This window comes from Pseudacidovorax sp. 1753 (assembly GCF_040544975.1).
Lineage (GTDB): Bacteria > Pseudomonadota > Gammaproteobacteria > Burkholderiales > Burkholderiaceae_C > Xenophilus.
The window spans coordinates 447,975-464,778 of sequence record NZ_JBEPKY010000001.1 but is presented as its reverse complement, the minus strand read 5'-3'; the positions used below and the strand labels follow the sequence as shown (position 1 = coordinate 464,778).

14 protein-coding genes are annotated in these 16,804 nt (G+C 72.7%); 10 read left to right on the top strand and 4 right to left on the bottom strand.

Annotated elements, in window-relative coordinates; genetic code table 11:
• The first annotated feature begins 2 nt into the window (after window positions 1–2).
• From ABIC63_RS02145 to ABIC63_RS02135, 3 genes are read left to right on the top strand one after another with little or no spacing between them, the layout of a single operon-like run.
• Window positions 3–2,219, top strand: coding sequence for an ABC transporter permease (locus ABIC63_RS02145; protein ID WP_354318503.1), 2,217 nt, complete (start codon window positions 3–5; stop codon window positions 2,217–2,219).
• Entirely contained in the window at window positions 2,219–3,313 is a 1,095-nt protein-coding gene (locus ABIC63_RS02140; RefSeq protein WP_354318502.1) for a WD40 repeat domain-containing protein, read from the top strand. Before ABIC63_RS02145 ends, ABIC63_RS02140 begins: the two co-directional genes overlap by 1 nt.
• Window positions 3,310–4,812 (top strand): sugar ABC transporter ATP-binding protein, encoded by a 1,503-nt coding sequence (locus tag ABIC63_RS02135; RefSeq protein ID WP_354318501.1) that lies wholly within the window; start codon window positions 3,310–3,312, stop codon window positions 4,810–4,812. Before ABIC63_RS02140 ends, ABIC63_RS02135 begins: the two co-directional genes overlap by 4 nt.
• A 34-nt stretch (window positions 4,813–4,846) precedes the next feature.
• Here ABIC63_RS02135 and ABIC63_RS02130 read toward each other — a convergent pair whose 3' ends face one another.
• A complete protein-coding gene (locus ABIC63_RS02130) occupies window positions 4,847–5,881 on the bottom strand; it encodes an NAD-dependent epimerase/dehydratase family protein (protein WP_294378099.1) in 1,035 nt (344 codons plus the stop codon).
• 118 nt (window positions 5,882–5,999) lie between these two features.
• On the opposite strand from ABIC63_RS02130, the gene ABIC63_RS02125 reads away from it, so the two are divergent.
• From ABIC63_RS02125 to ABIC63_RS02100, 6 genes are read left to right on the top strand one after another with little or no spacing between them, the layout of a single operon-like run.
• A complete protein-coding gene (locus tag ABIC63_RS02125) occupies window positions 6,000–6,857 on the top strand; it encodes a phosphatase PAP2 family protein (RefSeq protein WP_354318500.1) in 858 nt (285 codons plus the stop codon).
• A gap of 5 nt (window positions 6,858–6,862) precedes the next feature.
• Entirely contained in the window at window positions 6,863–7,807 is a 945-nt protein-coding gene (locus tag ABIC63_RS02120; RefSeq protein WP_354318532.1) for a lysylphosphatidylglycerol synthase domain-containing protein, read from the top strand.
• 20 nt (window positions 7,808–7,827) lie between these two features.
• Window positions 7,828–8,886, top strand: a complete 1,059-nt coding sequence (locus tag ABIC63_RS02115) for a glycosyltransferase family 2 protein (RefSeq protein WP_354318499.1) — start codon at window positions 7,828–7,830, stop codon at window positions 8,884–8,886.
• The gene (locus tag ABIC63_RS02110; RefSeq protein WP_354318498.1) at window positions 8,879–10,555 is read left to right on the top strand and encodes an ArnT family glycosyltransferase; all 1,677 of its coding nucleotides are present in this window, start codon (window positions 8,879–8,881) and stop codon (window positions 10,553–10,555) included. Before ABIC63_RS02115 ends, ABIC63_RS02110 begins: the two co-directional genes overlap by 8 nt.
• The gene (locus ABIC63_RS02105) at window positions 10,552–11,463 is read left to right on the top strand and encodes a phosphatase PAP2 family protein (RefSeq protein WP_354318497.1); all 912 of its coding nucleotides are present in this window, start codon (window positions 10,552–10,554) and stop codon (window positions 11,461–11,463) included. Before ABIC63_RS02110 ends, ABIC63_RS02105 begins: the two co-directional genes overlap by 4 nt.
• On the top strand, window positions 11,460–12,362 hold the full coding sequence (locus ABIC63_RS02100; RefSeq protein ID WP_354318496.1) for a 2OG-Fe(II) oxygenase: 903 nt from the start codon (window positions 11,460–11,462) through the stop codon (window positions 12,360–12,362). Before ABIC63_RS02105 ends, ABIC63_RS02100 begins: the two co-directional genes overlap by 4 nt.
• A gap of 144 nt (window positions 12,363–12,506) precedes the next feature.
• Here the strand turns inward: ABIC63_RS02100 and ABIC63_RS02095 are convergent, their stop codons facing one another.
• Genes ABIC63_RS02095 through lplT form a run of 3 tightly spaced genes read right to left on the bottom strand, consistent with a single transcriptional unit; the run spans window position 12,507 to window position 16,105 of the window.
• Entirely contained in the window at window positions 12,507–13,682 is a 1,176-nt protein-coding gene (locus ABIC63_RS02095) for a nucleotide sugar dehydrogenase (RefSeq protein WP_354318495.1), read from the bottom strand.
• 21 nt (window positions 13,683–13,703) lie between these two features.
• On the bottom strand, window positions 13,704–14,864 hold the full coding sequence (locus ABIC63_RS02090; protein WP_354318494.1) for a glycosyltransferase family 4 protein: 1,161 nt from the start codon (window positions 14,862–14,864) through the stop codon (window positions 13,704–13,706).
• Complete coding sequence (gene lplT, locus ABIC63_RS02085; protein ID WP_354318493.1) at window positions 14,861–16,105, bottom strand: lysophospholipid transporter LplT; 1,245 nt, start codon at window positions 16,103–16,105, stop codon at window positions 14,861–14,863. The genes ABIC63_RS02090 and lplT overlap by 4 nt, the downstream gene beginning before the upstream one ends.
• A 181-nt stretch (window positions 16,106–16,286) precedes the next feature.
• Here lplT and ABIC63_RS02080 point away from each other — a divergent pair, with 181 nt between their 5' ends.
• The gene (locus tag ABIC63_RS02080) at window positions 16,287–16,763 is read left to right on the top strand and encodes a GNAT family N-acetyltransferase (RefSeq protein WP_354318492.1); all 477 of its coding nucleotides are present in this window, start codon (window positions 16,287–16,289) and stop codon (window positions 16,761–16,763) included.
• Window positions 16,764–16,804: the final 41 nt, after the last annotated feature.

Below are 16,804 nucleotides of genomic sequence, written 5' to 3'. Positions count from 1 at the left end.
CCATGGCGCATCTCGCAGCTGACGCCGGCCTGCCGGCCGGGGCTTCCCTGTCCGCCCCCGCGGCGGCACGGCCCCGGCCGGCCGCCGCTCCCCCCGACTGGCGCGAGCGCCTGGCGCGCCTGCGCTATCGCTGGTGGCCCGACCACTGGATCGGCGAGATCCTGTCCAAGCGCTGGACGGAGACGGCCGTCCCCGTGCTGCTGCTGGTGCTGGTGGTGCTGGCCTCGGGCGCGCTGGTGCCCAACTTCTACTCGGCCACCATGATGGCCGACTCCCTGCGCCAGGCGGGCGAGGTCGGCTTCGTGGTGCTGGGCCTGGCGCTGGTGATGATCGTCGGCGGCATCGACCTGTCGGTGGGCTCGATGTTCGCGCTGGCCAACTTCTGCGCCCTGCTGTGCATGCATGTGCTCAAGTGGCCGGTGGGCGTGTCGGTGCTGGTCACGCTGGTGGCGGGGGCCGCCATGGGCGCGGTCAACGGCCTGCTGATCGGCTACCTGCGGCTGCGGGCTTTCCTGACCACGCTGATCACGCTGATCATCTTCCGCTCGCTCTACGAGATCCTGAGCCTGGAGTACTCCACCGCCATCGCCGGCGGCCTGCCCGACTCGGCGGTGTGGGACTTCCTGGGCAGCGGCACCTTCCTGGGCCTGCCCACGGTGGCCTGGTTCTATGCCGTGGTGGCGCTGGGCGGCCACATCCTGCTCACGCGGCTGCGGGCCGGCTGGCACATCCTGGCCATCGGCGGCTCGCGCCGCTCGGCCTACAACAGCGGCATCCCGGTGCGGCGCACGGTGGCGCTGTGCTATGTGGCCAGCGGCGTGCTCACGGCCGCGGGCAGCTGCTTCTTCGCCTCGCGCCTGGCCACGGCCGGGGCCGACATCGGCGTGGGCCTGGAGGTGTTGGTGCTCACCGCCGCGGTGCTGGGCGGCATCAGCCTGGGCGGCGGGCGCGGCTCGGTCACCAAGGCACTGGTGGGCACGCTCATCGTGCTGCTGGTCACCAATGGCCTGACCTCCATGTCGGCACCCGGCGGCGTGATCCGCATGGTGCTGGCCGCCGTGCTGGTGACGGCGGCGGTGGTGGACGTGCGCTGGCTCAAGAACCGCCAGCGCATCGTGAGCAAGGTCTACGTGAGCCCCACCTACCTGTCGCTGCCGCCTGCGCCGGACTGCGGCACCGATGCGCGCAGCCCCTACGCGCTCAACAACAAGCTGCGCGACGTGACGCTGATCGGCACCGGCCGCATCGAGGCGCCCGAGGACGTGATCCTCGACCGCGACGACAACCTCTATGCCGGCTCGCGCCATGGCGACGTGATCCGTTTCTTCGCACCGGACTACCAGCGCATGGAGGTCTATGCCCACATCGGTGGCCAGCCGCTGGGCATGGCCTTCGACCGCGAGGACAACCTGCATGTCTGCGTCGGCGGCATGGGCCTGTACCGCATCACGCCGCAGCGCGAGGTGCAGCGGGTCAGCGACGAGACCAACCGCAGCTGGAGCTCCATCAACGACGACAGCCGCCTGCGCCTGGCCGACGACCTGGACATCGCCGACGACGGCCGCATCTTCTTCAGCGAGGCCACCGTGCGCTACGAGATGCACGAATGGCCGGTGGACGGGCTGGAGGCGCGGGGCAACGGCCGCATCATCTGCCACGACCCGCGCGACGGCACCACGCGCACGGTGCTGCGCGGGCTGCGCTTTCCCAACGGCATCGCCATCGCGAGCGATGGGCAATCCATCCTCTTCGCCGAGACCTGGGGCTGCTGCGTGCAGCGCTACTGGTTCGACGGGCCGCGCAAGGGCCAGGTGCAGATGGTCATCGACAACCTGCCCGGCTACCCGGACAACATCAACCTGGCCTCGGACGGCCACTACTGGCTGGCCCTGGTGGGCATGCGCAGCCCGGCCTACGACCTGGCGCTGCGCATGCCGGGCTTCCGCCGCCGCATGGCCACGCGCGTGCCGGTGGACGAATGGCTGTTCCCCAACATCAACACGGGCTGCGTGCTCAAGTTCAGCGAATCGGGCGAGATCCTGGAGACGCTGTGGGACCTGGGCGGCGTCAACCATCCCATGATCACCTCCATGCGCGAGCACCGGGGCCACCTGTACCTGGGCGGCATCTCCAACAACCGCATCGGCCGCTACAGGCTCGAAGGGGCCGATCCCGACTTCGTGCAGTACGACCGCCGCTGGGGCAGGGGGAGCCGCTGATGCTGCAGACATTGCGCCATGCCGCCGACCGGCTGCTGGGCCGGGGCAGCGCCTCCATCGCCGTGCCGGTGATGGACGGCGCGCTGCGGCCCAACCGGCAGCTCGACGAGGCCGAGGTGGTGGCCGAGCTGCCTGGCCTGGACGACCTGGCCGTGAGCCAGGGCCGGCTGCTCGCCACTGCGGGCGACACGCTGCATGCCTGGCAGGACGGGCGGCTGCAGCCGCAGCAGCGCTTCGGCGTGCCCATCACGGCGCTGGCCGCCGCGGTGGACGGCCGCGTGGCCGTGGCGCTGGACGGTGCCGAGGTGCGCCTGCTGGGCGGCGCCGAAGGGGCCGTGCTCCGGCAGCTGGGGCAGCAGCCGCTGCGCAGCGTCGTGGCCCTGGCCTTCACGGCCGATGGCAGCCTGCTGGTGGGCGACGGCTCCACCGTGCATGGCCCGGCGGACTGGTGCCGCGACCTGATGAGCCACGGCGCCACCGGCCGCGTGGGTCTGTGGCAGCCCGCCAGCGGGCAGGTCACGCTGCTGGCGGAGCGCCAGCACTACGTGGCCGGCGTGGCCAGCGACGGTGCCGGCGGCCAGCTCTGGAGCGAAAGCTGGCGCCACCGCGTGCAACGCCGGGCCGGCAATGGCAGCGCGGCCCCTTCGCCGATGCTGGCCGAGCTGCCCGGCTATCCCTCGCGGCTGGTGCCGGCAGCGCAGGGTGGCTTCTGGGTCTGCTGCTTCGTCTGCCGCACCCAGCTGGTCGAATTCGTGCTGCGCGAGGACGCCTACCGCCGCCGCATGCTGGCCGACATCGACCCGCGCTACTGGATCGCGCCGGCGCTTTCGTCGGGCCAGAGCTTCCTGGAGCCGCTGCAGGGCGCGGGCGTCAAGCAGATGGGCGTGCTCAAGCCCTGGGCGCCGCCGCGCTCCTACGGCCTGGTGCTGCACATGGATGCGCAGGGCCGCGTCACCCGCTCGCTGCACAGCCAGGTGGATGGCCGGCACCATGGCATCACCGCCGTGGCCGAGCACGACGGCGCGCTGTACATCGCCTCGCGCGGCAGCGGCCGGCTGCTGCGTCTTCCGCTGGACCGAGGAGCCTGCGCATGACGACGACCGCCCCCGTGCTCGAACTGCGCCAGGCCACCAAGACCTATGGCGGCGTGCCGGCCATCGACGGCGTGGACTTCGCGCTGCAGGCCGGCGAGATCCATGCCCTGCTGGGCGAGAACGGCGCCGGCAAGTCCACCCTCACCAAGGTGATGGCCGGCGTGGTGGCGCTCAGCAGCGGCGAGCTGCATGTGGAAGGCCGGCCGGTGCAGCTGCGCACCCCGCTGGAGGCGCGCCAGCGCGGCATCGCCATGGTGTTCCAGGAGACCAGCCTCGTGCCCAGCATGACGGTGGCGCAGAACCTGTTCCTGGGGCAGGAGGCCTTCTTCAACCGGCTGCGCGGCATCTACATCGCCGCCCAGCAGTTCCTGCAGTCGCTCAACTTCGACGTCGATCCCACGGCCACCGTGGCCTCGCTGGGGGCGGCCAAGAAGCAGATGGTGGAGATTGCCCGCGCCGTGCTGCACAAGGCCCGCATCATCATCTTCGACGAGCCCACGGCCAGCCTCACGCCCGAGGAGAAGAAGTACTTCTTCGACCTGGTGTTCGACCTCAAGGCGCGGGGCGTGTCCATCGTCTTCATCTCGCATGCGCTGGAAGAGGCGCTGCTGCTGGCCGACCGCATCACCGTGCTGCGCGACGGCCGCCATGTGGTGACCGACCTGCGCCAGAACTTCGACACCGCCCGCATCGTGCAGGCCATGGTGGGCCGCGACCTGTCGCAGACCCTCTACGGCCAGAAGAAGGCGAGCGTGCGCCCGCCCGGCGAATGCGTGCTGTCGGTGCGCAACCTGCGCATGGCCGCCATGGTCAAGAACAACTCGCTGTCGGTCTTCCGCGGGCAGGTGACGGGCGTGTTCGGCCTGGTGGGGGCGGGCCGCACCGAGACCTTCAAGGTGGTGGCCGGGCTGATCAAGCGCGACTTCTTCCATGGCGGCGAGGTGCTGCTGCACGGCCGTCCGGTGCGCTACCGCGTGGGCCGGCAGGCGGTGCGCGACGGCATCGCCTACATCACCGAAGACCGCAAGGTGGAGGGCTTCTTCGAGACCATGTCCATCGCCCACAACATCTACATGGGCCTGCTGGGCAAGCTGCGCGGCATCGGCGGCCTGGTGTCGGGCGAGCGGGCCCGCCAGGTGGGCGAGCACTGGACGCGGCTGCTCAACGTGCGGGCCATCGGCAAGGAGGTCAAGGTGATCGAGCTGTCGGGCGGCAACCAGCAGAAGGTGGTGATCGCCAAGTCGCTGGTGCAGGAGCCCGAGCTGATCGTCTTCGACGAGCCGACCCGCGGCGTGGACGTGGGCGCCATCGCCGAGATCCATGCCGAGATCAACCGCCTGGCCGATGCGGGCAAGGCGGTGGTGGTCATCTCCTCGTACCTGCCGGAGGTGATGGCGCTGTCGGACCGCATCCTGGTGGCCAAGCAGGGCAAGGTTGTGACCGAGTTCGCGGGCGACCGGGTGACGCAGGAAGACATCATGTACGCGGCGATCCACTGAGCGTCTGTGGCGGAGTAGCTCGCCCGGTCGGTGCTCAGGCGGGGGCGAGCTGGACCGAGGCCGCCGCCGGTACCCGGGCCGGGTCTTCGCCCCATCCCTTCCACCCCCGCAGCCACTGCACGAAGCGCGGCAACCCTTCCGCCAGCGGCGTCGCTGCCCAGGGGCCGATGGCCGCCTCCAGCCGCGACGGGTCGGCGCAGGTGAGCGGCACGTCGCCCACCGGCCTGGGTGCGAAGGCCACCACGGCCCGGCGGCCCAGCGCTGCTTCGAGCTGCGCCACGAAGTCGACCACCCGCACCGGCTGCCGGTGGCCGAGGTTGAGCACCTCGCACGGCACGCCTTCCGCATCGGGCGCGGGCGGTCCGCGCCGCACCAGGCGCAGCAGCGCATCCACCACGTCGTCGATGCAGGTGAAGTCGCGCTGCAGCAGGCCGTGGCCATAGAGCGTGATCGGCCGGCCGGCCTGGATGGCCTCGGCGAAGCCCCAGTAGGCCATGTCGGGCCGGCCCCAGGGCCCGTACACGGTGAAGAAGCGCAGGCTGGTGGCCGGCAGGCCGTGCACGGCCGCCGTGGCATGCGCCATCAGCTCGTTGGCCTTCTTGGTGGCGGCATAGAAGGAGGCCGGCGCATCGGTGCTGTCCTGCTCGCGGAAGGGCGCGTCGGCCCGCTGGCCATACACGCTCGATGAGCTGGCGTGGAGCAGGTGGCGGACGCCGTTCAACCGGCAGGCCTCCAGCACCGAGGCGAAGCCCACCAGGTTGGCCGTGGCGTACTCCAGCGGCCGCTGCACCGAATGGCGCACGCCGGCCTGCGCGGCCAGGTGCAGCACCACCTCGCAGCGGTGGCGGGCCCAGAAGGCCTGGGTGGCGGCCACGTCCGACAGGTCGAGCGCGGCCACCTCCACGCCCAGCGGCGTCAGCAGGGCCTGCACGCGGGCGTGTTTGAGCCGCGGGTCGTAATAGCTGTTGAAGCTGTCGCAGCCCACCACGCGGTGGCCGGCCGACGCCAGGGCCGCCGCGGCATGGGCGCCGATGAAGCCGGCAGCGCCGGTGACGAGCACGGAGGTCATGCGCCGCAATGTGACGCCGCCACAAGTCAGCCATGTGGCATTCAGCTTTCGGTCGCACCGCTGACATGGAGCCTGCCTACCGTCAGGCGGTCCGCGTTGTCCATTGCCCCGCTGCGCCATGTCCTCGACCCCGACCTCTTCTTCCATCGCGTCCCCGGCGCTGCCGATGCGCCGGCTGCCCCTGGCCGTGGCGGCCCTGCTGCTCGGCGCGCTGCTGCTGCGCCTGACCGAGGCCGACCTGCCGCTCTTCCGCAGCCTCAACACGTGGGCGGCCGGGCTGCCCGAGACGCTCTGGTCGGGCCTGAGCGTGCTGGGGCTGGGCCTGTCCATCGGGCTGGTCGGCCTGGCGCTGTCGCCGGGCCGTGAGCGTGGGGCGATGCGGCTCATCAACGCGCTGATGTGGGCCTTTGCGCTGGGTGGGCTGCTCTCGCATGTGCCCAAGCGCCTGTTCGTGCAGCTGCGCCCGCCGGGCGTGCTGCCGCCGGAACAGCTGCATGTGATCGGCGATCCGCTGGTGCACCTGGCCATGCCCTCGGGGCATGCGCTGGCGGCGGTGGCCTTCGTCTGGGTGGTGCTGCACACGCGCCGCTGCTCGGCGGCGCAGCGCGCGCTGCTGTGGGGCATGGCGGCGGCGGTGGCGCTGTCGCGCATCGCGGTGGGCGCGCACTGGCCCAGCGACGTGCTGGCCGGCGCGGCGCTGGGACTGGTGGCGGCGGCGCTCAGCCTGCGGGCGGCGCAGCGCTGGGACCTCAGCGGCCTGCTCACGCGGCGCCGGGCCCAGGCGGTGATGGCCGCCGTGCAGCTGGGCGCCGGCCTGGCCATGCTGTGGACGGCGACCGGCTATCCGCTGGGCGCGCCGGTGCAGTGGGCCCTGGGCCTGGCCGGCGTGGCCGGTGGCCTGCTGCGCCTGCGCCGGGTGGTGGTGCCCGCGGTGTCGGGGCGCCGCTCTGGCTGGATGGCGGAGCGGGCGGGGTGAGCCCCATGCCGCTGCGTGCCGGTTCCGCGATCCGCCGAGCGATGCAGGCCCTGTCGGCGCTGGTTGCGCTGCTGTTGCTGGCCTGGCTGCTCAGTGGCGTGGATGCCCGCGCCTTGGCCGGCACCGCTCGGCGCATGCCGGCCGCGACCTGGGCCCTGGCGCTGGCGGGCGTGCTGGCCACCTACGGGCTGCGTGCAGCACGGCTGCATGCCGAATGGCGCGCCCGCACCGGCGCGCGCTTCGTCGACTGCCTGGCGCTGTTCGCCTGGCACAACGCGGCCGTGTCGCTGCTTCCGCTGCGCACCGGGGAGGCGGGCTATGCCTGGTGGCTGCATCGCCACTGGCAGGTGCCGCTGGCCCAGTCGCTCCCCAGCCTGCTGTGGCTGCGGCTGCAGGACGCGGTGGTGCTGGGCACGATGGTGCTGGCGCTGCTGGTGTCGCCGGCCCTGGCGCTGGCCGCCGTTGCCGCGTTGGTCCTGTTGACCGCCGTGGTGCTGCGCAGGGGCTGGGTCGGGCGTGTGGGCGACGTGATCGAAGCCGACGGCGCGCCCCGGCTGCAGCGCCTGCTGCAGGGGCTGTATGGCGGCCGGGGCGGCTGGCGCTCGTGGGTCTTCTGCGTGGCCAACTGGGCCATCAAGCTGGGCGTCTCGACCCTGCTGCTGCATGCGGCGGGGCTGCATCCGGTGGCCCTCGGCTGGTGCGGCGCGGCCGGGGCCGAGGCGGGTGCGGCGCTGCCCTTGCAGGCGCCCGCCGGGCTGGGCGTGTTCGAGGCCGGCGCGCTGGCGGGTGTGCATGCGTGCGCCGCGGGCGCCGCGCCGGTGGACGCCACCACCGTCATCGGCGCCGCCCTGCTGGTGCATGCCCTCTGGCTGCTGGCGAGCGTGGGCGCGGCGCTGGCCGTGCTGGCGGCGCGCCGCGGCCTTGCAGCGCCCGCGCGGGCGCTGCCGTGAATCCCCCCTCTTGCTCTTCCATGGACCGCATCGACCCCACCCATCTGCTTGTGCGCGACGCCGCGCCGCTGCCGGCGCACCGCCTCTCCGTCGTCGTGCCCATGTACAACGAGGTGGAGAACGCCGCCGCCCTGATCGACGCCGTGCAGGCCGCGCTGTCGGACTACCCCGCGCCCTGGGAACTGATCGTGGTCGACGACGGCAGCCAGGACGGCACCGGCCCCGCGCTGGAGCGCCGCTCCGCCGAGCTGGGCCCGCATGTGCGCGTGCTGCGCCTGGCGCGCAACTTCCGCCAGACGGCCGCCATGCAGGCCGGCATCGACGCGGCACGCGGCGACGTCATCGTCACGCTCGACGGCGACCTGCAGAACGACCCGCGCGACATCCCGCGCCTGGTGCGTCGCCTGCTGGCCGAGGACCTGGACATCGTGGCGGGCTGGCGCCGCGACCGGCAGGACGGGCTCTGGCTGCGCAAGCTGCCTTCGCGCCTGGCCAACCGGCTGATCCGCCGCGTGACGGGCCTGGACTTCGAGGACCTGGGTTGCAGCCTCAAGGCCTTCCGCGCCGAGACGCTGCGCGAGGTGCGGCTGTATGGCGAGATGCACCGCTTCATCCCCGCCTGGCTGGCGACCGTGACCTCGCCGGCGCGCATGGCGCAGGAGCCGGTGGCCCACCATCCGCGCCGCGCGGGCCGGTCCAAGTACGGCCTCTCGCGCACGCTGCGGGTGGTGGTGGACCTGCTGGCCATCACCTTCTTCATGCGCTTCGCGGCGCGGCCGGGGCATTTCTTCGGCGTGCTGGGGCTGTCGGTGGGCGGGGCCGGCGCGCTCATCCTGACCTACCTGGCGGCGCTCAAGCTGGCGGGCCACGACATCGGCGGCCGGCCGCTGCTGTCGCTGGGCTTCTTCTGCCTGCTGGGCGGGCTGCAGCTGCTGATGACCGGCGTGCTGGCCGAGTTGGTCACCCGCATCTACTACGGCGGCCGGCATGGCTCGCCCTATGTGCTGCGGCGTGGCCAGGCCGCGGCGCCGTCGGCCGCCGACGGCTGGAGCGGCGGAGGCGCCGATGCGCATGGCTGAGTTCATCGCGTCGCGGCCCGCGGCCGAGCGCCGGTCGATGGCGGTGTGGGCGCTGGCCATGGGCCTGGTCGCACTGCTGGGCCTGGGGCTGGCGCCGCTCTTCGACGTGGACGAAGGCGCCTTCTCCGAGGCCACGCGCGAGATGCTGGCCAGCGGCGACTGGGGCCACACCACGCTGAACGGCGAGCCGCGCTTCGACAAGCCCATCCTCATCTACTGGCTGCAGGCCGCGAGCGTGCAGCTCTGCGGCCTGAACGAGGCGGCGCTGCGCCTGCCTTCGGGCATCGCCACCTGGGCCTGGGTGCTGGCCGTGGCGGCCTTCGCCTGGCCGCGCTGGGGCCACCGCGCCGCCATGCTGGCTGGCACGGTGCTGGGCACCAGCGCGGGCGTGCTGCTGATCGGCCGCGCGGCCACGGCCGATGCGCTGCTCAACCTGTGGCTGGCCCTCACGGCGCTGGAGCTGTGGCGACATGCCGAAGGCGGCGCCGATGCGCGTGCTGCCTTGCGAAGGGCCGCCCTGTGGTGCGGGCTGGGCGTGCTCACCAAGGGGCCGGTGGCGCTGCTGGTGCCCGTGGCCGCCCTGCTGCTGTGGATCGTCACGTCGGGCCGCGCGCGCTGGGCACCGCGCGTACGGGCGCTGTTGGGTGACGGCGGGGCGTGGCTCATCTTCGCGGCCGTCGCGCTGCCCTGGTATGCCTACGCGCTCCACCGGCATGGCATGGCCTTCGTCGACGGCTTCCTGTTGCGCCACAACCTGCAGCGCTACGGCGGACCGCTGGAAGGCCATGGCGGCAGCCTGCTGTACTACGTGGTGCTGCTGCCGCTGCTGATGCTGCCGTGGACGCCGCTGCTGGTGCCGCTGCTGGCCCGCCTGCGCGCTCACTGGCGCGAGCCGCTGGGCCGCTACCTGCTGCTGTGGGCGGGCTTCGTGCTGGCCTTCTTCAGCTTCTCGGGCACCAAGCTGCCGCACTATGTGCTCTACGGCTTCACGCCGGTGGCGCTGCTGGCCGGGCGCGAGGCGGCGCGCTGGCTGGAAGGCGCGCCCGATGCACGCTGGGCCCTTTACGTGCAGGCGGGCCTGCTGGCGGTGTGGCCGGCGGCGGCCGTGGCGGTGACGGCCTGGATCGCCCTGCATGCGGCGCGCGTGGCCAATCCGCTCTATCGCGCGCTGATTGGCCAGCCCGCCGCGCTGGCGCCACTGGCCGTCGCGGCCCTGGCCGCCGCGCTGGGCGTGCTGCTGTTGCTGCGCCTGCGCCGCTGGTCCCCGTCCGTGCGCTGGAGCGCGGCCGGCGCCGGTGTGGCCCTTGTGCTGACACTGGCCGTCGTGCCATGGTGGGGCCGGCAGCTGCAGGCGCCGGTGCGCGCGGCGGGCCAGCGGGCCGCCGAAGTGCTGGCGCGGACCGACAACGCGGCCAATGCGACGCTGGTGCAGTGGGGTCTGCACCTGCCCAGCGTGGCCGTCTACGCCCGACGCGAAGCCCCGCGACGGCCGCCCCTGCCGGGCGATCTGGCCCTGGCGCGCGAGGACCAGGTCGACATCCTCGCGGCGCAACTGGCGGCCCTGCCGGCGGGGCGCCGGCCGTCCGGCGCGGATGCCACGCTGCCGACCTGGCAGCCATTGCTGCGCATGGGCGGCCTGGTGCTGCTGCGATGGAACGGTGCACCATGAGCCTGCAGTCGCTGGCCCTGGGTGAGGAGATGTGCGCCGTGCCGATGGCGTCCATGGCACCTGCTGCATCAGCCCCTGCATCTGCAGCGCCCCAGGTCCGGCCGGTGCCCGGTCGCGCGCGTCGTCGACCGTGCCCGCGCCAGGTGGCCTGGCTCGGCTGGCTGGCGGCCATGCTGGCCTGCGGCCTGGTCTTCCGCACCTGGCCGGCGCTGGACCTGGCGGCCTCCGCGCCCTTCTACCTGCCGCAGATTCCCACCGGCTTCATCGGCAACCTGTACCACGGAGTGCTGGACCTGTGGCGGCTGGTGCCGCAACTCGGCCGCGTGCTGGGTATGGCGGGGCTGCTGGTGCTGCTGGTGCCGGCGCGGCGCATTCCCTTCGGCGTGGTGCGGCGCTGGCGCGGCCGGCTGCTGGCCGCCGTGGCGCTGCTGCTGCTGGGCGTGTGCCTGGTGGTCAACCAGGGCCTCAAGGAGCACGTCGGCCGTCCCCGGCCGCAGCAGGTCCGACCCTTCGGCGGGCCGAGCGACTATGTGCCGGTGGGCAGCCTCTCGCGGGCCTGCGAGCGCAACTGTTCCTTCGTCAGCGGCCATGCGGCCACCGGCTTCGTGATCGCGGGCTTCGGCCTGTGGGGCGTGCGGCGGGTGCGCCGGCGCTGGTGGGCGGCCGGCGCCCTGCTGTGCCTGCTGCTCGGCGCGGCGCGGGTGGCCCAGGGCGGGCACTTTGCCAGCGACGTGGTCTTCAGCCTGCTGGTGATGACCGGCGTGGCCATGGCCCTGCGTGCGGCCGTGGTGCGGTGGCGCAGTCTGCGGCGGCGCATCGGCCGGCAACGGTCGGCGCGCGCGGGCCAGCGGGTGCCTTCCGCGTCAGGCTGCGGGCTGCCAGTCCGGCCGATCATTCCCTTGTCATGAGTACCGTCCTTCGCTTCCTGCCCGAGCTGGGCCACTGGATCACCCACAACCTCGATGCCGGCGCGCCACCCGGTGGGCTGGTCGACGCGATGGTCGGTCAGGGCATGGCCGGCCCTGCGGCGCAGGCCATCGTCGCGGCCTTCGTGGACGCCCGCCAACGTGGCGTCGCTCCGCCGGTGGACAGTGTGGCGGTGCCGGATGAGCCGGCGGCACGTCCTTTCATCGCCCGGCCACGCCTGGTGGCGGGCCACCGCATCGCTGCGGCGGACCGCGAGGTCACCGTGCATGCGCGCGGCCACGATCCTGTGTGGGCCGCGCTGGGCCCGGTGCTGGACGCGGCCGAATGCCGGGCGTTGATCGACATGGCGCGCCCGCGGTTGCGGCCGTCCACGCTGGTCGATCCGATGAGCGGCCGGGACGTGGTCAGCCAGCACCGCAGCAGCTGGGGCATGTTCTTCCGCCTGGGCGAGAACCCGCTGGTGGCCCGCCTCGACCGGCGCCTGTCGGCGCTGATGAACCTGCCGCTGGAGAACGGCGAGGGGCTGCAGCTGCTGCACTACCCGGTCGGCGCGGGCAGCGAGCCGCACCACGACTACCTGGCGCCCACCAATGCCGCCAACCGCGACTCGGTGGCCCGCAGCGGCCAGCGCGTGAGCACGCTGGTGACCTACCTCAACGACGTGCCGGCAGGGGGCCAGACCGTGTTTCCCCACCTGGGACTGGCCTTCTCGCCCGTGCAGGGCCATGCCTGCTACTTCGAGTATGGCGACGGCCAGGGCGGCGTGGACCCGCGCTGCCTGCATGCCAGCAGCCCGGTGGAGCAGGGCGAGAAGTGGGTCGTGACCAAGTGGATGCGCGAGCGCCGCTTCGTGAGCGCGGGCGAAGCGCTGGGAGCTTGAACACAATCGACACACCGATGGCCGCGGAGCAGGCCATGCCAGGGCACCCGAGGAACTGGCTTTGCCAGGCCTCTGGGTGCGCCCCCCTCCAAGCCGAAGGCGCCAGGGAGGGGGGAGCCGCGAAGCGGCTTGGGGGGAGCGTTCTCAGTCCCCTCCGAAGAGGTCGCGGGTATAGAGCCGGTCCCGCACGTCGTCCAGCTCCGGCGTGGCGCGGTTGGCGACGATCAGTGCGGCCTCGCGCTTGAACTGCGCCAGGTCGCGCACCACCGGCGAGCCGAAGAACTGGTCATCGGCCAGCGTGGGCTCGTACACGATCACAGGCACGCCCTTGGCCTTGATGCGCTTCATGATGCCCTGCACGCTGCTGGTGCGGAAGTTGTCCGAGCCGGCCTTCATGGTCAGCCGGTAGATGCCCACCGTGCCCGCCGCGCCATGCATGCGCGCCAGGATGTCGCGTGCCAGGAAGTCCTTGCGCGTGGTGTTGGCGGTGACGATGGCCTGGATCAGGTTCTGCGGCACGTCGGCGTAGTTGGCCAGAAGCTGCTGCGTGTCCTTGGGCAGGCAGTAGCCGCCGTAGCCGAAGCTGGGGTTGTTGTAGTGCAGGCCGATGCGCGGGTCGAGCCCCACGCCGGTGATGATCTGCCGCGGGTCCAGGCCGTGGCTGAGGGCGTAGGTGTCCAGCTCGTTGAAGAAGGCCACGCGCATCGCCAGGCAGGTGTTGGCGAAGAGCTTGATGGCCTCGGCCTCGCTGCTGCCGGTGAGCAGCAGCGGCACCTCGATCGCCAGGGCGCCCTCGCGCAGCAGGGCGGCCACGCGCTGGCCGCGCGGGCCGGTGTCGCCCACCACGATGCGGCTGGGATGCAGGCTGTCGTGCAGCGCGCGGCCTTCGCGCAGGAACTCGGGCGCGAAAACGATCGCGTCGTGGCCCAGGCGCGCGCGCAGCGCCCGCGTGTGGCCCACGGGCACGGTGGAGCGGACCACCACCAGTGCCTGCGGCGCCCAGGCCAGCGCATCGGCCGTCACGGCGTCCACGCTGCGGGTGTCGAAGTGGTTGGCCACCGGGTCGTAGTCCGTGGGCGTGGCGACGATCACCAGCTCGGCGCCGTCGTAGGCCAGGTTGCGGTCCAGCGTGGCGCTGAGGTCCAGTCCGCCGCCGGCCAGCTGCGCCTGCAGCTCGGCGTCGACGATGGGGCTCAGGCCGGCGCGCAGGGCCTCGATCTTGCGTGCGTCGGTGTCGAGCACCACCACATGGTGATGGCGCGCCAGCATCACGGCATTGGCCAAGCCGACGTAGCCGGCCCCGACGACGGCGATCTTCATGGCGGCGGTTCCGCGGTGGCCTCAGGCGGCGGCGGTCGTTGCGGCCAGCGGGGTGCTCGCGCTGTGATCCGCCGTCTCACGGGCGCCACTGCCATTGCCATCGGCATCGGCATCGGCATTGACGGACGCCGTCTCCTCGGCAGCGATGCGTTCGGCGGCGGCCAGTGCGGCGGACTTGTCGCCGCGCCGCGGCGCCAGGGCCTCCAGCATCTGCCGCGTGGCCGCCGGCCAGCTGTAGCGTTCGGCAAAGCGGCGCACGCCGTCGCGGGGCTTGTGCAGGGCGGCCAAGCAGGCGGCACGCAGGTCGTCGTCCAGCACGCCGCCGGGCGAATCCATGCCCACCACGTCGATGGGGCCCGGCACCGGGTAGGCGGCCACCGGCGTGCCGCAGGCCATGGACTCGGCCATCACCAGCCCGAAGGTGTCGGTGACGCTGGGGAAGACGGTCACGTCGGCCGTGCGGTAGAGGCTGGCCAGCGCCTCCACGTCCAGCAGGCCCAGCCAGCGGGCCTCGGGGAAGCGGGCCTTGAGTCGGGCGAGTTCGGGGCCTTCGCCGGCCACCCATTTCTGGCCTGGCAGCTCGAGTTCCAGGAACCGGTGCACCTGCTTCTCGACCGCGATGCGGCCCACGTACAGGAAGACCGGTTCGGCCGGCCGCTCCATGCGCGGGCCCGCCGGGTTCATCGCCGCCAGGTTGACGCCGCGCGACCACAGCCGTGCCTGCGTGAAGCCGCGCTCCTTCAGGTCGTCCACGATGGCCGGCGTGGGCGCCAGCGTGGCCCGCGCGGCGTTGTGGAAGCGGCGCAGTACCGCATAGCTCCAGCCCAGCGGCAGCCGCACGCGGGCATGCACGTATTCCGGAAAGCGGCTGTGGTAGGCCGTGGTGAAGGGCCAGCCGCGCGAGAGGGCGATGCTGCGCGCGGCCCAGCCCAGCGGGCCTTCGGTGGCGATGTGCAGGCAGTCGGGGTCGATGGCGTCGATGCGGCGGGCCACGCCGGCGCGCGAGGTCAGCGCCAGCGAGATCTCCGGGTACGTGGGGCAGGGCACCGAGCGGAAGTCCAGCGGCGAGAGCACATGCACCTCCACGCCCAGGCGCTGCAGTTCGCGGCGCGTCATCTTGAGCGTGCGCACGACGCCGTTGACCTGGGGTTCCCAGGCATCCGAGACGATCAGCAGTTTCATGGCAGGTCCCTGGTGGAAGAGGTGGCGGACAGAGAGGGGGCGTGGGGCGCGCTGGCGCAATGAGGTCGTGCCGCGCTGCGCCGCGCATACAGGCCTGCGGCCAGCAGCGTGCCCAGCGCCACGCAGGCGCCCAGGGCGCCCGTGAGCAGGGCGATGGACTGGTCCAGGCCCAGCAGGGCGGCATACACGCCCAGCATCAGCAGCACGCCCAGGTTCTCGTTGAAGTTCTGCACGGCGATGGATTCGCCCGGTCGCAGCAGCACATGGCCGCGGTGCTGCAGCAGCGCGTTCATCGGCACCACCAGCAGGCCGGCCAGGGCGCCGATCAGCGTGAGCAGGACGACGGCCACGGGCAGCGTGTCCACGCTCACCATCAACGGCACGCCGGCGCCCATCAGCACGCCCAGCGGAAGCACGCGGGGGGCTTGGTGCAGACGAACGAGGCGCCCGGCCAGCGCCGCGCCCGCCACGATGCCCAGCGCCACCACGGCCTGCAGGTAGGCCGCCTGGTCCAGGCCCAGGTCCAGCGCGTCCTGCGCCCAGGCCAGCACCACCAGCTGCAGCGTGGCGCCCGCGCCCCAGAACAGCGTGGTGATGGCCAGCGACAGCCCGCCCTGCGCATCGCGCCACAGCGTGGCATTGGCGACGGCAAATCGGCCCACCAGCGCGGCCGGCGCCCAGCCCACGCCGCTGCCGTGCGACACGCCGCGCGGGATCAGCAGGTTGAGCAGGCCTGCCAGCGCGTAGGTGGCCAGCACCACGGCCAGGGCCATGTCCACGCCCGGCATGCGCGCGCTGACGAGCAGGCCGCCGAAGCCCGTGCCCAGCACGATGGCGCAGACCGTGCTGACCTCGATCCAGCCATTGGCGCGCACCAGCATCGCGGGCGGCACCTGCTCGGTGATCAGCCCGTACTTGGCCGGCGAATAGATCGCGGCCCCGAGCCCCGCCAGCGCGAAGGCGAGCAGCGGGTGCAGCCCCAGCACCATGCCGCAGGCCGCGCCCGCCTTGAGCAGGTTGGCGGCCAGCATGACCAGGGCCTTGGGCCAGCGGTCGGCCAGCGCGCCCACCCAGGGCGCGAGCAGCACATAGGCCAGCGTGAAGCAGAACTTGAGCATCGGTGCCATCCACACCGGCGCACCCATCGCCATCAGCTGCGCGATGGCGATGACCAGCAGCGCGTTGTCGGCCAGGCCCGAGAAGAACTGCGCGGCCAGCAGCCAGTGCATGCCGCGGCTCACGCGTGGTTCCGGCTTGGGCTGTGCATGGCCGGCATTGGAGGGCGCGAACGTGTCGCTGCGGTGACGGTGGCGCGCTGTCTATGCTCGGGGCATGTCCGACGCTTCTGCCTCGCCTGCCTCGCCTGCCTCGCCTGCCTCGCCTGCCTCGCCTGCTTCGCTACGCGCTGCCCACTGGCGCCCGATGCAGCGGCAAGATCTGCCCGCTGTGCTGCAGATCGCGGCCGAGGTCCATCCCGGCTATCCGGAGGGCGAGGCCGTCTTCGCCGAGCGCCTGGCCCTCTTCGGCGGCGGCTGCCTGTGCCTGGCCACGCCAGGCGGTGTGCTCGCCGGCTATGTGCTGAGCCATCCCTGGCAGGCCGATGCGCCGCCGGCGCTGGACACGCTGCTGCAGCGCCTGCCGGTGCCCGCACCGGCCTACTACCTGCACGACATGGCACTGCTGCCCGCCGCCCGCGGCCTGGGGGCGGCCGGGCGCGCCATGCCGTTGCTGGCCGCGCAGGCCGTGGCCGCCGGCTGCCGCGAGATGGCGCTGGTGGCGGTCAACGGCTCGGCCGGCTTCTGGGCGCGGCAGGGCTTCGAGGTGCGCGAGGTGCCCGCACTGGCAGCCAAGCTGGCCAGCTATGACGCGGCCGCGCGCTTCATGGTCCGGCCGCTGTAGCCTGACGGCGCCGCGTGGATCGACCGCGTTCACGGGTGGCC

What these genes read in the sequence shown, in the direction of transcription:
- ABIC63_RS02145 (WP_354318503.1), top strand. Translation starts at nt 3, where the DNA reads ATGGCGCATCTCGCAGCTGACGCCGGCCTGCCGGCCGGGGCTTCCCTG.
- ABIC63_RS02140 (WP_354318502.1), top strand. Translation starts at nt 2,219, where the DNA reads ATGCTGCAGACATTGCGCCATGCCGCCGACCGGCTGCTGGGCCGGGGC.
- ABIC63_RS02135 (WP_354318501.1), top strand. Translation starts at nt 3,310, where the DNA reads ATGACGACGACCGCCCCCGTGCTCGAACTGCGCCAGGCCACCAAGACC.
- ABIC63_RS02130 (WP_294378099.1), bottom strand. Translation starts at nt 5,881, where the DNA reads ATGACCTCCGTGCTCGTCACCGGCGCTGCCGGCTTCATCGGCGCCCAT.
- ABIC63_RS02125 (WP_354318500.1), top strand. Translation starts at nt 6,000, where the DNA reads ATGTCCTCGACCCCGACCTCTTCTTCCATCGCGTCCCCGGCGCTGCCG.
- ABIC63_RS02120 (WP_354318532.1), top strand. Translation starts at nt 6,863, where the DNA reads ATGCCGCTGCGTGCCGGTTCCGCGATCCGCCGAGCGATGCAGGCCCTG.
- ABIC63_RS02115 (WP_354318499.1), top strand. Translation starts at nt 7,828, where the DNA reads ATGGACCGCATCGACCCCACCCATCTGCTTGTGCGCGACGCCGCGCCG.
- ABIC63_RS02110 (WP_354318498.1), top strand. Translation starts at nt 8,879, where the DNA reads ATGGCTGAGTTCATCGCGTCGCGGCCCGCGGCCGAGCGCCGGTCGATG.
- ABIC63_RS02105 (WP_354318497.1), top strand. Translation starts at nt 10,552, where the DNA reads ATGAGCCTGCAGTCGCTGGCCCTGGGTGAGGAGATGTGCGCCGTGCCG.
- ABIC63_RS02100 (WP_354318496.1), top strand. Translation starts at nt 11,460, where the DNA reads ATGAGTACCGTCCTTCGCTTCCTGCCCGAGCTGGGCCACTGGATCACC.
- ABIC63_RS02095 (WP_354318495.1), bottom strand. Translation starts at nt 13,682, where the DNA reads ATGAAGATCGCCGTCGTCGGGGCCGGCTACGTCGGCTTGGCCAATGCC.
- ABIC63_RS02090 (WP_354318494.1), bottom strand. Translation starts at nt 14,864, where the DNA reads ATGAAACTGCTGATCGTCTCGGATGCCTGGGAACCCCAGGTCAACGGC.
- ABIC63_RS02080 (WP_354318492.1), top strand. Translation starts at nt 16,287, where the DNA reads ATGCAGCGGCAAGATCTGCCCGCTGTGCTGCAGATCGCGGCCGAGGTC.